General features: G+C 59.4%; 12 protein-coding genes. All 12 read left to right on the forward strand.

All coding sequences use genetic code 11. From position 1 onward, the window contains the following. Positions 1-74 precede the first annotated feature (74 nt). Positions 75-1,601, forward strand: a complete 1,527-nt coding sequence (gene murF / locus AB1Z34_RS08420; protein WP_070652761.1) for a UDP-N-acetylmuramoyl-tripeptide--D-alanyl-D-alanine ligase — start codon at positions 75-77, stop codon at positions 1,599-1,601. Continuing rightward, positions 1,602-2,708, forward strand: a complete 1,107-nt coding sequence (mraY, locus tag AB1Z34_RS08425; protein WP_016423002.1) for a phospho-N-acetylmuramoyl-pentapeptide-transferase — start codon at positions 1,602-1,604, stop codon at positions 2,706-2,708. It abuts the gene before it with no gap. After that, positions 2,705-4,183: a UDP-N-acetylmuramoyl-L-alanine--D-glutamate ligase gene (murD, locus tag AB1Z34_RS08430; RefSeq protein WP_049190466.1), complete on the forward strand. Its 1,479-nt coding sequence runs from the start codon at positions 2,705-2,707 to the stop codon at positions 4,181-4,183. Before mraY ends, murD begins: the two co-directional genes overlap by 4 nt. Continuing rightward, positions 4,176-5,984 (forward strand): putative lipid II flippase FtsW, encoded by a 1,809-nt coding sequence (ftsW, locus tag AB1Z34_RS08435; RefSeq protein ID WP_284797216.1) that lies wholly within the window; start codon positions 4,176-4,178, stop codon positions 5,982-5,984. Before murD ends, ftsW begins: the two co-directional genes overlap by 8 nt. A 4-nt stretch (positions 5,985-5,988) precedes the next feature. Further along, positions 5,989-7,161, forward strand: a complete 1,173-nt coding sequence (gene murG, locus AB1Z34_RS08440) for an undecaprenyldiphospho-muramoylpentapeptide beta-N-acetylglucosaminyltransferase (RefSeq protein ID WP_016422999.1) — start codon at positions 5,989-5,991, stop codon at positions 7,159-7,161. Positions 7,162-7,174: 13 nt separating this feature from the next. Beyond that, on the forward strand, positions 7,175-8,668 hold the full coding sequence (murC, locus tag AB1Z34_RS08445) for a UDP-N-acetylmuramate--L-alanine ligase (RefSeq protein ID WP_070858908.1): 1,494 nt from the start codon (positions 7,175-7,177) through the stop codon (positions 8,666-8,668). 4 nt (positions 8,669-8,672) lie between these two features. Next, the gene (locus AB1Z34_RS08450) at positions 8,673-9,449 is read left to right on the forward strand and encodes an FtsQ-type POTRA domain-containing protein (RefSeq protein ID WP_049192950.1); all 777 of its coding nucleotides are present in this window, start codon (positions 8,673-8,675) and stop codon (positions 9,447-9,449) included. Between the two features lie 268 nt (positions 9,450-9,717). After that, the gene (ftsZ, locus tag AB1Z34_RS08455; protein ID WP_187400342.1) at positions 9,718-11,037 is read left to right on the forward strand and encodes a cell division protein FtsZ; all 1,320 of its coding nucleotides are present in this window, start codon (positions 9,718-9,720) and stop codon (positions 11,035-11,037) included. A gap of 6 nt (positions 11,038-11,043) precedes the next feature. Next, positions 11,044-11,766 (forward strand): peptidoglycan editing factor PgeF, encoded by a 723-nt coding sequence (gene pgeF / locus AB1Z34_RS08460; RefSeq protein WP_187400343.1) that lies wholly within the window; start codon positions 11,044-11,046, stop codon positions 11,764-11,766. A gap of 122 nt (positions 11,767-11,888) precedes the next feature. Continuing rightward, entirely contained in the window at positions 11,889-12,410 is a 522-nt protein-coding gene (sepF, locus tag AB1Z34_RS08465) for a cell division protein SepF (RefSeq protein WP_070833944.1), read from the forward strand. Between the two features lie 63 nt (positions 12,411-12,473). After that, entirely contained in the window at positions 12,474-12,773 is a 300-nt protein-coding gene (locus AB1Z34_RS08470) for a YggT family protein (RefSeq protein ID WP_048731166.1), read from the forward strand. Positions 12,774-13,171: 398 nt separating this feature from the next. Beyond that, a complete protein-coding gene (locus AB1Z34_RS08475; protein ID WP_016422992.1) occupies positions 13,172-14,185 on the forward strand; it encodes a DivIVA domain-containing protein in 1,014 nt (337 codons plus the stop codon). The last annotated feature ends 419 nt before the right edge of the window (positions 14,186-14,604 follow it).

A 14,604-nucleotide genomic window follows, 5' to 3' on the forward strand; every position in this document is an offset into this window, starting at 1 on the left:
GGTAGGCGAATAAAATCAAGAAATCATCCTTTACTAAGCGCCTGGAACTCTAACCAACAAGGACTATAGACATCATGATTGCCCTGACCGCCGCGGAAATCGCTCACATCGTGGGAGGTGAACTCGCCCACGTCAATGATGACGCCACAGTGACTCAGCCCGCAGAATTCGACTCCCGAAAGATTCGCGAAGGCTCGCTCTTCCTCGCCCTGCCGGGCGCGCGTGTCGACGGCCACGACTTCATCGATCAGGCTGTAGCAGCTGGAGCGCCGATGGCACTGGCGGCACGAGATGTTGGGCAACCTGCGGTCGTCGTCAAGCCCCTTGGTAAGCAGGACTCCAATGCCGACGCATTTGCACACGATCCGGATGGTTCCGGGGCGGCGGTGCTGGAAGCGCTTGGTAAGTTGGCGCGTTACGTCGTCGACGAGCTGAAGAAGGATCAGCTGCATGTCGTCGGTGTGACGGGTTCGGCGGGAAAGACGTCGACGAAGGACATGATGGCGACGCTGCTGCGTACCGACGGTCCGACGGTGGCGCCGAAGGGGTCGTTTAATAACGAAATTGGGCATCCGTACACGGTGCTGCAGTGCACTCCGGAGACGAAGTACCTGGTTGCGGAGATGAGCGCACGCGGAATTGGGCATGTGGCCCACCTGGCGCGCATCGCGCCACCGACGATCGGTGCGGTGCTCAATGTTGGCACGGCGCACCTTGGTGAGTTTGGCTCGCGCGAGGCAATCGCGCAGGCTAAGGGCGAGCTCGTGGAAGCGCTGCCGGCTGCGGAGCAGGGCGGTGTGGCCGTACTCAATGCCGACGATGACTACGTCACTGGCATGGCTCCGCGTACCCAGGCGAAGGTGGTGTTCTTCTCTGCCGATGAGAACTCCGAACGCCACGCAACCGCGGATTACCGCGCCACGAATGTGCATCTCGATGATTTTGCTCGTGCATCTTTTGACCTGCATGTACCGGATGGGCGTACATTCCCGATCCAACTGCAGGTCTATGGTGCGCACCAAGTGGCCAATGCCCTGGCGGCGATTGCGGTGGCAGTGGAGTCCGGTATTGATGCTGAGCAGGTCGCAAAGGCGATGGCTGCGCATGTGGCAGCGTCAGAGCGGCGCATGGATGTCCAGCAGCTCACTGGCAATATCGTCGTAATTAACGACTCCTATAATGCCAACCCTGATTCGATGCGTGCGGGGATTGACGCTCTGGCACGTACAGCAGCTGGCCCAACGCACCAGGACGCCTCATCGTGGGCCGTGCTGGGACAGATGGGTGAGCTTGGTGATTCCGCTGAAGATGAGCACTCGTCGCTTGGCGAGTACCTTGTGGGCCGCGGCATCGATCGACTAATTGCAGTCGGAGAGAGTTCTAATGTGCATGCCCTGGCCGACAAAGCGGAAGAGTTGGGGTTAAATACTTCTAGGGTGCCGGATACATCCACTGCCGCGGATTTGGTGGCGGCCGAGGTGCGTCCGGACGATGTGGTGTTAGTCAAGGCCTCCTATGCGGACGGTATGTGGCGGGTCGCGGACTCGCTGGCTGCCAAGGTTGGGACTACGCCCGAAGGTGAAAGCGGAGAGGAAAAGTAAGTGATTCAACTTATTCTCAGTGGTGCGATTGCATTCCTGGTGAGTGTCTTTTTAACACCAGTGCTTATTCGCAAATTCTCTGCTGAAGGTCTTGGCCAGGAGATCCGTGAAGAAGGGCCGAAGAGCCACCTGCGCAAGCGTGGAACTCCGACCATGGGCGGCATCGCCATCATCGCCGCAATCGTCGCTGGCTATTTCCTCTCACACCTCGTTACGTATATCCAGACTGGCGTAGGGCCGTCCGCCTCCGGTCTGTTGGTCATGTTCCTGGTTCTGGCGATGGGCGCATTGGGTTTTGCCGATGACTTCATCAAACTCTACAAAGGACGCAACCTGGGGCTGAACAAGACAGCGAAGCTGGTTGGGCAGCTGGCGGCAGCGCTGATTTTCGGCGTGCTGCTGCTGCAGTTCCCGGATGCGTCTGGCTTGACTCCCGGTTCGACGAGCTTGTCGCTGATTCGAGATATTCCGTTCCTGAATCTGGCACCGGGGCCTGTGTGGTTCGGCATGATTGTCTTCCTGGTATTTGTCTTCATCGTCATTGCCGCATGGACGAATGCCGTCAACCTCACTGATGGCCTTGACGGCCTGGCCGCTGGCGCCACCGCGCTGCTACTGGCCACCTACACGCTGATTTCCTTCTGGCAGTTCCGTAACTCTTGCGAGGCTTCGCTGGGCAGCGGTTGCTACAACGTCCGCGATCCACTGGATATCGCCGTTATTTCCGTCGCGGGTCTGGGCGCCTGTTTGGGCTTCCTGTGGTGGAATGCAGCGCCGGCAAAGATCTTCATGGGAGATACCGGTTCGCTGGCTCTTGGCGGTTTGGTAGCGGGTCTGTCATTTGTCACCAAGACTGAGCTGCTGATGGTTATCATTGGCTTCATCTTCGTGATGGAAGTTGCTTCCGTGGCAATCCAGATCGCGGTTTTCCAGACGACTGGCAAGCGCGTATTCCGCATGGCTCCTCTCCATCACCACTTCGAAAACGGAGGTTGGGCGGAGACAACTGTTGTCGTTCGCTTCTGGCTACTCGCAGGCATTTTCAACATGATTGGCGCAGCCATCTTCTACAGTGACTGGCTCTCTCAGGTAGGCGTATTTCAATGATTAACTCACCAGACCCGACCAACCTCACCGATATCCGAAATCTCGACTTAGTCGCTACGGTGCGCTCTGGTCGAGTTCTGGTGGCAGGAGCCGGAGTTTCCGGTCGCGGTGCCATTGCGATGCTCAAGGACATCGGCTGTCCGGAAGTTGTCGTCGTGGACGATTCCGCTCTCGGCGCACTGGTTGCCGCTGACTTTTCGGTTCGGCATGTCACGACCGCAGACGCTCGCGACGAGCTTGCCGACGCGGTTGCGATTGTGACCTCGCCGGGGTGGCGTCCGACCAGTCCGCTGTTCGGCGCCGCCGCTGAGGCCGGTGTCCCGGTATTCGGCGATGTGGCGCTGGCTTTCGCCGGCGACTGTGCCCAGCTGTGGGGGCCGAAACGTACCTGGCTGGTAGTCACCGGCACTAACGGCAAGACCACAACCACCTCCATGCTGGCCGCCATGCTCGGGGAGCAGGGCGCAGCTGTGGGCAACATTGGTGTGGCTCTGTACGACGCACTGACTGCTGAGCCTCGTATCGAGGTCTTGGCCGCAGAGCTGTCCAGCTTCCAGCTGCACTGGGCTCCAAACATTCGCCCAGATGCGGGAGTACTGCTGAACCTGGCGGAAGACCACATCGACTGGCACGGTTCTTACGAAAACTACGGTCTGGACAAGACCCGTGCGCTGCGCGGTACTGTCGCAATCTACGGTGCGGATGACGCAGATGTCGTCGAGCACGTGGAAAAGATGCTGAAAAACGACGAGCTCGGCAACTCCGTCGTGGGCTTTACCGATGGTCCCCCGGAGGCACACCAGGTCGGAGTTCGCGACGGCATGATTGTCGACCGCGCTTTTGGCGGCGGCGATGCCGCAGCTGACGACTCTGGTCCGGGCATTGTCATCGCACCGGTAGCGGGAATTTCTCCTCCCGGCCGTGCAGGTGTTCTCGACGCGGTGGCCGCCACTGCGATGGCGCGCAGTATCGGTACCTCACCGGAGCAAATTGCAGCGGCATTGGAGACTTTCGAAGTTCGCGCACACCGCGGTCAGATTGTCCATAAGGCAAATGATGTCGTGTGGATTGATGACTCCAAGGCCACCAACCCCCACGCTGCCGACGCTGCACTGTCCGGTCATGAGCGTGTCGTTTGGATCGTCGGTGGTCAGCTCAAGGGCGCGGAAATCTCTCCGCTAGTGGCGAAGCATGCTCATCGCCTGCAGGCCGCCGTGGTTCTGGGCGTCGATAGGCAACTAGTCAGCGATGCGCTCTCCCGCATCGCACCTGCTGTGCCGGTCGTTGTCATTGATGACACCGACAAGGTTGATGCCATGGCAAAGGCCTGTATGGCAGCTAGTGAATATGCCAACCCTGGGGATGTGGTGCTGTTGGCACCAGCTGCCGCCAGCTTGGACATGTACTCCGGAATGGCTGAACGTGGCGACTTGTTCGCGCAATGGGCGCAGAAGGTGACGTCAACTGATGGATAACTCCCGCAAGGCTCGTAATTTAAGCGCTAGTGCCGCGACGGCACAAAAGGGGACGAAGGCTACCAGTTCACAGCGGCCCTCGTCGTCTAGCTCTAGTGCTCGAGAGCGGCCGGCGTGGGTGGAGCGTTTTAACGACTGGAAGTCGCGTCCGCTGTTCGACTACCACCTACTGATGATTATCGTCGCGCTGCTGACGTCAATCGGACTGGTGATGGTGCTGTCGGCATCCATGGCCAGCGCGGGTAATGACTCGGGCAGCGTGTGGTCGGTGTTCATCCGTCAGCTGGTCATGGTGGTGGCGGGTCTCATCTCCATGTGGATCGTGCTGCGAATGCGGGTGGAATTGATTCGCTCGCTATCGACAGCAGCGCTGATTTTGTCCTTTGTGCTGCTGGTTTTGGTGATTATCCCTGGTATCGGCATCGGCCTGGAGGAAACCGGTGCGCGTTCGTGGCTGAGTATTGGTGGTATCACCATGCAGCCGTCAGAAATCGCGAAGATCGCGCTGGCACTGTGGGGTTCGAAGCTGCTGGCTGAAAAGGTCCGCACTGCTGTGTCCTATACCGATTTGTTCGGGCTGTTCGGTGCGGTCAGCTTCGTGGTATTGGCACTGGTGATGCTGCAGCGTGACCTCGGCATGGTTGCTTCCATGGCGTTCGTCGTGGTGGCGTTGGCGTGGTTCGCTGGCCTGCCGCGCGTATTCATCACCGGGCTGCTTGCCGCTGCGGCTTTCGCCCTGGTGATTTTTACCGTCACCGCGGGTTTCCGTTCGGCGCGAATCAGGGTCTACTTGGACTCGCTGCTTGGTAACTTCAACGACGTGCAGGGCGATGCCTACCAGTCCTACCAAGGCTTTCTTTCGCTTGCCGACGGCTCTCTCACCGGTGTCGGTCTCGGTCAGTCGAGCGCGAAGTGGGGATACCTACCGGAGGCGAAGAATGACTTCATTTTCGCCATTATCGGTGAGGAGACTGGTTTCCTCGGCGCGCTGATGGTTATTTTGCTCTACGCAGCGCTCGGCTGGGTGGGACTTCGTATCGCCGGTCGTCAGAACGATCCGTTTCTCCGTCTGCTCGCGGGCACGATTACTGCTGCAACCGTGGTGCAGGCTTTCATCAACATCGGCTACGTCGTTGGTGCGTTGCCAGTGACTGGTCTGCAGCTGCCGCTGATTTCCGCCGGTGGTACATCGGCGATGGTGACGTTGTTCTCGATGGGTCTGCTGGCCACATGTGCCCGCCACGAATCGGAGGCAGTCTCTGCAATGCAGACTTCGGGACGTCCGGGGCTGGACAGGTTCCTGGGTATTCCGGAACCAATCCCGTATGACGAATCGCGTCGCCACGCGCCGAAGGTGCGTGCCCATCGCGATCCGCAACGCTTCGGTCCTCCCGTGGTGACCAGTGGAGCGCGTACTCCACGCGGCGAGGGGGCGCAGGTGCGGGAAACCTACAGTGGCCGAGCTGACCGACCCAATCGGCCCGGCCGTAGTGGAGGCAGCCGCAGTGGTCGAGGTGCCGCCCCGCAGCGTGGCTCCCGAACCTCCGGCAGCTCCGGAAACTCGGGCAGCGTTCGTGGCCGCGAAGTGGATTATTCCCCTCGCAGTGACAACGGACGGACGCGGGGATTTACAGCGAGGTCGCCGCGGACTGGACGGTCACAGGGCTCCTGGTCGTCGTCAAGCTCAGGCCGGGGCAGTAGGATTCGGGGCGAAGGCCGTGGCGGACAGTCGCGTTCGCGCCAGCGCCCGGGCCGAAACAATAGGAACGGCGGTTCAGCACCGCGGAGGAGGAATCGATAACACCATGGCAGACAAGAATCTGGGCGCAGCCGCTGGGGCGAAAGGCGCTTCGGAGTCTGAGCAGTTTCTCAAGGAAGATGGCTCTGCTCCGACCATTGTGGTGGCCGGCGGTGGTACGGCTGGCCATATCGAACCTGCACTGGCAGTAGCGGATGCGATTTTGAAACTGCAGCCGGATGCCCGCGTCATTGCACTCGGTACGAATCGGGGGTTGGAGTCAACCCTCGTACCGGCGCGAGGCTATGACCTAGAGCTGATTCCGCCAGTGCCGGTGCCGCGCAAGCCGACTGCGGATTTGTTCAAGCTGCCTCTCAACGTCGCTCGTGCGGTGCGTGAGACCCGCAAGGTTTTCAAGCGCATTGACGCTGATGCGGTCATCGGCTTTGGTGGCTACGTATCGGCACCGGCCTACATGGCGTGCCGTGCGGGGAAGAAGATTCCGTTCCTGGTTCACGAGGCCAACGCCCGTGCGGGCCTGGCCAATAAGCTCGGTGTCGCACTCGGGGGCGTCGGTTTGGCTGCCGTGACTGGCTCTGGCCTGAAGGCCGAGGTTGTTGGCAATCCCGTGCGTGCCAGTCTCGCGGCGTTGGACCGCGACGCCAAGCGTGCCGAAGCCCGCGAGTTCTTCGGTTTACCGCAGGAGGGTCCGGTGCTCTTTGTCACCGGTGGTTCGCAGGGGGCACGTTCCATCAACGAAGCTGTCACCGGTGCAGCCGCAGAGCTCGCCAACGCCGGTGTATCTGTACTGCATGCCTACGGCAAGAAGAATCACGTCGAGGTCGAGGCTATCCGCGAGGACGCCCCCTATGTCGCTGTGCCGTACATCGACCGGATGGATCTGGCGTACTCCGCCGCCGACCTGATTTTGTGCCGTTCCGGTGCGATGACGGTGGCTGAAGTCTCAGCTGTCGGCTTGCCTGCGGTGTATGTACCGCTGCCACACGGAAATGGGGAACAGGCGCTCAACGCCACCGATGTCATCGATGCTGGTGGCGGTATTCTCATCGCCGACGAGTCGCTGACTGCGGCATCAGTTTCGGATATCGTGATTCCGCTGGTCACGTCCCCAGAAAAGCTTGCCGACGGGCGCCGCGCCCTGGCCAACATTGGACATGGTAACGCTGCGGAGAACATTGCCCGTCGGGTGCTGTCTGCGGCTGTGAACTCTAAGAAGTAAAGCGAGCATAAACATGAACGTTAATTTCGATGACTTTCAGCCGGTAACGGGAGAGCTGCCCGCAAGTGTCCACATGATTGGTATTGGCGGTGCCGGTATGTCCGGTATCGCTCGCATCCTGTTGGCTCGTGGCATTCGTGTTACCGGTTCCGATGTCAAGGAGTCCCGCGCGGTGGTGGGACTACGTGCGATGGGAGCCACCATCGCCATTGGCCATGACCGTGCGAATCTTGAGCTTGCTGGCGAGGGAGAGCTGCCGGACGCAGTGGTCATTTCCTTCGCTGCTATCCCGAAGACGAATCCGGAGCTGGCCGGTGCACATGAGCTGGACATTCCGGTGCTCAAGCGCTCCGATGTGTTAGCGCTGTTGATGCAGGACTCCAAGGCTCTCCTGATCGCCGGTACTCACGGCAAAACCTCGACTACGTCGATGACCGTCGCCGCTTTGCAGGCAGCTGGTTTGGATCCGTCTTTTGCCGTTGGCGGTCTGATGAGCAAGGCCGGCGTCAATGCTCACCAGGGCAGTGGTGACGTTTTTGTTGCTGAGGCCGATGAGTCGGATGCCTCGCTGTTGACCTACCAGCCGGAAGTGGCCGTAATTACCAACATCGAGCCCGATCACCTTGACTTTTTCGGTGACGACGAGACCTACTACGCCGTCTTTGACGCTTTTGCAGAGCGCATTAAGGATGGCGGTCATCTGGTCATCTGTGCTGAGGATCCGCATGCGGCCGCATTGGGCGAGCGCGCGGTGGAGCGCGGCATTAACGTGCTGGCTTATGGTGGGGAAGAAGCCTTGGCTAAACACCCGACGCTGCCGGTCGGTGCCGTTTTGCACGGCTGGACTCCCGTCGGTGGTGGTGCCCGCGTGGAGGCCACTGTTGGCTCGACATCGGTGAGGTTTGAACTGCATCAGCCCGGCCGTCACATGGCGCTCAACGCGCTGGCCGCAATGGTTGGTGGCGACTGCGTCGGGGCAGATTTGGGGCGTATGGCGCGCGGTCTCGGTGAATTCACCGGTGTCCGTCGCCGCTTTGACTACCACGGCAGTATCGGCGAGGGGCCATTTGTTGGCGCTCGTATCTACGACGACTACGCGCATCACCCGACCGAGGTCTCCGCAGTTCTCGGCGCAGCTCGGGAGTTGGTCACCGAGGCCGGTCGTGGCAAGGTCATCGCTGTGTTCCAGCCGCACTTGTACTCGCGTACTCGCAACTTTGCCGACGAGTTCGCTGCCGCCCTGTCTCTGGCGGACAAGGCCGTATTGCTCGATGTCTTCGGCGCCCGCGAGGAGCCACTGCCGGGCGTCGACGGCGCGCTCATTGCCAACAAAATGACCATCCCTGTGACGTATGAGCCGCATTTCACCAGCGTCCCGGCTCGCGTTCGCGAAATCGCCGAACCGCACGACGTCATCCTGACCATCGGCGCTGGCTCTGTGACGATGCTTGCCGACGAAATCGTGCGCGAGCTCAGCGGAGACAACGACGAACAGGTGGAGTCGTAGCACTGTGAAAACCAGCCGAAAGCAATCTCAGCAGACCGACGGTGCAGACCGGGGCACAACAGCGTCGCGGCGTCGGCGTTCAGCGCGCGCCCCGCGACGCGGCTGGCTCATCGGCGGTGGCCTGGTCGCGATTATCGCCATCGTTGCAGCGGTGGTGTGGTTTTCGCCGTGGCTGGTTGTGAAAAACATCGATGTTGAAGGCGTCGTCCACGGGGATAAAGACGCGATTGTCGAGGCCAGTGGTATCTCCGAGAATCAAAAGCTCATTCGCTTGGACACGGATGCCTCAGCGCGCTCCGTGGCGGGGCAGCCGTGGGTCGATAGCGTGACTGTCAGTCGTTCGTGGCCGCAGGGCGTGACTATTTCGGTACGGGAATTCACCCCGGTGGTGTTTGTCCGTGCCACTGACGGAGAGCATCTGTTTTCCGCAAATGGTCAGGAGTTCGTCACGGCAGCCCCGCCGGCGGGTGTCATCGAGGTTGTTGATGCACCTCGTGTGGATGAGCCAACAGACGGCAAAGTTGACCCCGAACCGCGCGTTATCAAGGCGGTTTTGAACGTCGTCAAGGCGTTGCCAGAGCCCGTTGCACACCGTGTGGAGCGGATTAGCGCTCCTTCCGAGGCAGAGATCAAGCTATTTCTGACCGATGGATACGAGGTGTACTTCGGGTCCTCGGATAATGCGGCAGAAAAGGCACGCGCGACGGAGATTGTGCTGAACCGTGGCGAGAAGATTTGGAATGTCTCCAACCCCCGACTACCCGCTGCTAAGGGAGAGTAGAGAATGGTGGTGTCTGGAGTGATTTCTGTGGCTAAACACTATCCCTCAAGTGCAGGTTTAAGGTAGCGACACGCGCTAAAAGGTCGCTGAATTATTTGCAGTTTTCGACCACAATGGGGTCAACAGCTTTTCGGCCATGATGCACTTCTTCCGTGCGGTGTCATGGAGAGCTGTACTGCCCGGCGGTGCCAATGCTGTCGTGCGGCCCATGTGCAACGTGGCTAGATGAAATTATTTAGGACCTATAGGAAAGGGCGAGAAACGCGCAATGACCTCCCCGAATAACTACCTCGCCGTTATCAAAGTCGTCGGTGTCGGCGGCGGTGGCGTCAATGCTGTCAACCGCATGATCGAGGAGGGGCTGAAGGGTGTCGAATTTATCGCAGTCAACACCGACTCGCAGGCCCTGATGTTCTCCGACGCTGATGTCAAGCTCGACATTGGGCGTGAGGCAACTCGTGGTCTGGGAGCTGGCGCTAACCCCGAGGTTGGCCGCACTTCCGCGGAAGACCACAAGGACGAGATTGAAGAGACCCTCAAGGGCGCCGACATGGTCTTCGTTACCGCAGGTGAGGGCGGTGGAACCGGTACCGGTGCAGCTCCGGTTGTCGCGAGCATCGCCAAGAAGTCCGGTGCCCTGACTGTTGGTGTCGTAACCAAGCCGTTCGACTTCGAGGGCAAGCGCCGTGCACGCCAGGCCGCCGAGGGCATTGAAACCCTCAAGGAGGTCTGTGACACCCTTATCACCATTCCGAACCAGCGTCTGCTGCAGATTGGTGAACAGGATCTGTCCATGATGGACGCGTTCCGCTTCGCCGACGAGATTCTTTACAACGGTGTCCAGGGTATTACTGACCTGATTACCATTCCGGGCATGATTAACGTCGACTTCGCCGACGTCCGCTCGGTAATGGCTGAGGCTGGCTCGGCTCTGATGGGCGTTGGTTCCGCACGCGGCGACGACCGTGTGATGAACGCCGCTACTCAGGCCATTAACTCCCCGCTGCTGGAGTCCACCATGGATGGTGCACAGGGTGTGCTTATTTCCGTCGCCGGTGGCTCCGACCTGGGCTTGATGGAGGTCAATGCCGCCGCGTCCATCGTGGAGGAAAAGGCTGACCCGGATGCCAACATCATCTTCGGTACCATCATCGACGACAACCTCGGTGACGAAGTTCGCGTCACTGTGATTGCTACCGGTTTTGAGCAGGGTAACGGAAACCCGCTGGACAAGCCAGCCGCAGGTGCCGCTGCACGTCCGGCTACACAGGATGCCGAGGCGCGTCCGGCCGCTGAGCAGGCACCGCGACAGGGCAGCGCACTGCCGGGCGGTGACAACCTCGGCGCTCCGGCCCCGCGTGTGGAGGAAGAGCGCCCGGTCGCACAGCCGCGCGAGCGTGAGGATCGCGACCGCTTTGTCCCGCGCACCAACCCGAACAGCGGTGGTCTGTTCACCGATAACCCGACACCGCGTACGCAGGAAAACCGCACCTACCGTGGTGCTCACCGTTACGAGGATCGCGATGACCGCGACGACCGTCGTGGCGGCTACCAGGCTTCCAGCGACCTGCCGGAGTGGGGCTTCTAAGAAATCATGACTGAATCCCGCCGCAGCCGAAAAATTCTGACGAATCGGCGCGGCGGGTTTTCGCTGCCACCATATGATTCCTTCAATCTTGGAGATCATGTCGGCGATGACCCGTCCGCAGTCGAACGCAACCGCCAGCGCTTGGCCGATTCTCTGGGAATCGACCGTGCCCGCTTCGTCTATATGGAGCAGCTTCACACCAACACGGTCACCGTCGTCAACGAACCACAAACTGAGCCTGTCCCGGCCACCGACGCCATCGTCACGACCACGCCGGGTCTCGCGCTGGTAGTACTCGTTGCCGATTGCGTTCCCGTCTTGCTTTCCGACGATCATGCGGGTGTCGCCGCTGCGGTACACGCGGGGCGAACCGGCGCCCGCAACGGAATCGTTCGTAAATCTGTCGAGAAGATGATTGAGCTCGGTGCCATGCCCGAGAATATCCATGCGCTTCTCGGTGCGGCGGCTTCTGGCCACAATTACGAGGTGCCTGAGTCGATGGCCGATGACGTCGATAAGCATTTACCCGGAGCGAAGACGCGAACGAAGCAGGGGACTGCCGGTGTTGACGTGCGCGCCGGCCTGATGCGTCAGCTCTATGACCTCGGTGTACGGCATGTCAATGTCGAGCCCAGCTGCACTATTGAAAGTGAGCAGTACTTTTCCTACCGGCGGGAGGGGAAGACCGGCCGTCAGGCGGGCATCGTAATCCTGCCTGAGCAGGGCTAAGTTTCAAAGTTGTAATTTTGGCGCGCCAAATTTGCGCGTGTCTATGCGATATTGCCAACCCAGCCGGTAGGTTGTGGGTAGCACAGACTTAAATTCGCACACTAAGAAGGACGTAGCAGAAGATGGCTGATTTCTTCCGTGGGGTTTCAAATTTCTTCGGTCTTACCCCGACTGATGACGCGGCTTACGACGAGCACTACGACGAGTTTGACCGCCGTGACGAGGAGCGTTTTGATGACTCCTATGCCGACTCGCGTCGTGCGGAGCGTCACCGCTACGAGCTGCGCGAAGAGGCTCCACGTGAGGCTGCAAGTGTGAACTCCCGCGAGGAGGACTACCGCTACGGCAACCTGCACTCCGTTGCTGAGACCAAGGAACCGGAGCAGGTCTTCATCAAGCCGGAAAGTGGTTTCCAGGACAAGTACTCCAAGGCTCCGGACATCGGTTCGCACTTCCGCGACGGTGACATTGTCACCTTCGATCTGAGTGAGCTTGACCCATCTGAGGCTAAGCGCTACGTCGACTTCGTTGCTGGACTGGTTTTCGGTTTGCGCGGTCGAATCAAGGCTGACGGCTCCGTGTTCACCCTGTACCCGCATGGCTGCGATGTCAACGAGGGCCAGTTCGACCGGATGTCCGGCTAGTCAGCCGGCTCGCATGGCTTGTTAGTGTTTCGTATTTCGATCAATTAGCTAGACTGTTTATTCGTGTCTTCACTACTGCTAGTTCTGCTAATCCTGCTGAAGCTTTTCACCTATCTGCTGTTGGCTCGCATTGTGATTGAAATGATTCAGTCATTTTCTCGCTCTTGGCGACCAGGCAGGGTGTTTTCGTCGATTGGCGAAGTTGTTTTTGTCATTACCGACCCGCCGGTGAAGCTGTTGCGCCGACTCATCCCGCCTATGCCGATGGGCAACGTGATGGTGGACATGTCTGTGCTTGTTTTGTTCTTTATCCTTATGATTCTGCGAATGGTGCTGCAGGTAGCTCTCGGCGCGGTGGCGTAAATATCGCTAACTGTTTGCTTAGGGTCCACAATGTGGATTTCGGTGGAGCTGTGTTGTTTTGACTGTCCCGAATGTGATGTTCTCGGGCATTGAATTGCTACCGGGGGTGTTAATCGGGGGCAATAATAGGAACCCGTTGGGGAATGTAATCCCCAATGGGTTTTTATTGTGTCGGGGGTAAAGTTCTGTGGCTAAAGGTGCAGGGTAAGGGCGAGGTTTAACGTTTTACTAGAACTTTGCCATTGGTTAGAACGTGGGGGATAGAGTCCTGCCCAAAATAAATGGGGTGAGGACTGTGACTAGAGCAGGTAGGATTGGCCGGGTAAACAGTACTACTGGAAATAATTCTCTTAAGATTTCTTAAGAACTGTCCGCTCAAAGTGTTAGGGGAACTCACCATGCCGTTGACTCCGGCTGATGTGCATAATGTGGCTTTCAGCAAGCCTCCGATTGGCAAGCGTGGTTACAACGAGGACGAGGTCGATCAGTTCCTCGACCTCGTAGAGGACGCACTGGGTGAGCTCCAGGATGAAAACGCTGAGCTGCGCCAGCGCGTTGAGGACCTTGAAGGTCAGCTAGAGCAGGGTGGCGGCGCAGACTACGCTGCTTCCGGTGCTGCCGCTGCGGCGCCGGCTGTCGATGAGGACAAGCTGCGCAAGGAAATTGAGCAGGAGCTGCGCGCTGAGTACAACGAGCGCCTGAGCGCTCAGCAGCAGGAGATTGAGGCTCACTACCAGGATCGTCTGGATGCTCTTGAGAAGCGTGCTTCTGAGGCAGAGGCTTCTGCACAGCAGGCTTCCTCCGCAGCTGCGGAGCAGCCGCAGGCAGTTGCAGCAAGCACCGGCACCGAGTCGCAGGAAGTTAGCCTCCGCGCTGCTCGTATCCTGCAGGCTGCTCAGGACACCGCTGATCGCGTCACCACTGACGCCGACGCTGAGGCCAACAAGCTTGTCACCGAGGCTCGTGAAAACGCTGACCGCACCGTGGCAGAGGCCAATGAAGAGGCCGAGCGTACTATCACCAACGCTCGCAATGAGGCAGAAGCAACTTTGGCTGATGCCAAGGAGCGCAGTGAGCAGCTGTTGGCTGATGCCCGCAACGAGTCTGAGTCGACCCTCACTGACGCTCGCCAGCGCAGCGAGCAGATGATCAGCGACGCAGACGCTCGCTCTAACGCCACCATCACCGCAGCGCAGCAGAAGGCAACCGCGCTGCAGGACGATGCAGAGCGCAAGCACCACGAGATCATGACCACCGTCAAGGAGCAGCAGACCGCTCTGGAGGGGCGCATCGAGGAGCTGCACATCTTCGAGCGCGAGTACCGCACCCGCCTGAAGACTTTCCTGGAGTCCCAGCTCGACGACCTGAACTCTCGCGAGTCGGCTGCCCCGGCCGACGGCTACAACAACTAATTACGTAGCCAACGCGTAGAAAACCACCACGCTCGGCTCCCCAGGGAGGGGGCAGGGCGCGGTGGTTTTTGTTATCTTTCCGTGCGAACCAATCGCATTCTTTGTTCCGGTCAGGGTTGTAGTAGTTGCCTGAGACACTGCTATACTGACACCCATACGCGCAATGAGCCGGCCATCACCGGGGAGCGTTTCGGAAGAACAGTCCAGCAGAAAATGGGCCCAGTAGAACCGAACGGTTTGGCACCGTTACAAAGCCTTATTAAATAAGCGGGCTATCGCGTGAAACCGCATGGTTCTTGTTCGCAAGAACCGTCGTAAAGCGTGATGCCAAGCGGGGTGGTACCGCGCGAGACTCCTTTTCAGCGTCACCAGTAACAACGCTGAAGGGGCTAGGCATGCGTCCCCGTGGTGAGTATTAA

This window comes from Corynebacterium sp. 045007 (assembly GCF_040743205.1).
Taxonomy (GTDB): Bacteria; Actinomycetota; Actinomycetes; order Mycobacteriales; family Mycobacteriaceae; genus Corynebacterium; species Corynebacterium jeikeium_D.

Coding starts and splice junctions, on each gene's coding strand:
- murC (WP_070858908.1), top strand. CDS start 7,175: ATGAACGTTAATTTCGATGACTTTCAGCCGGTAACGGGAGAGCTGCCC.
- murG (WP_016422999.1), top strand. CDS start 5,989: ATGGCAGACAAGAATCTGGGCGCAGCCGCTGGGGCGAAAGGCGCTTCG.
- murF (WP_070652761.1), top strand. CDS start 75: ATGATTGCCCTGACCGCCGCGGAAATCGCTCACATCGTGGGAGGTGAA.
- murD (WP_049190466.1), top strand. CDS start 2,705: ATGATTAACTCACCAGACCCGACCAACCTCACCGATATCCGAAATCTC.
- ftsZ (WP_187400342.1), top strand. CDS start 9,718: ATGACCTCCCCGAATAACTACCTCGCCGTTATCAAAGTCGTCGGTGTC.
- pgeF (WP_187400343.1), top strand. CDS start 11,044: ATGACTGAATCCCGCCGCAGCCGAAAAATTCTGACGAATCGGCGCGGC.
- ftsW (WP_284797216.1), top strand. CDS start 4,176: ATGGATAACTCCCGCAAGGCTCGTAATTTAAGCGCTAGTGCCGCGACG.
- AB1Z34_RS08475 (WP_016422992.1), top strand. CDS start 13,172: ATGCCGTTGACTCCGGCTGATGTGCATAATGTGGCTTTCAGCAAGCCT.
- sepF (WP_070833944.1), top strand. CDS start 11,889: ATGGCTGATTTCTTCCGTGGGGTTTCAAATTTCTTCGGTCTTACCCCG.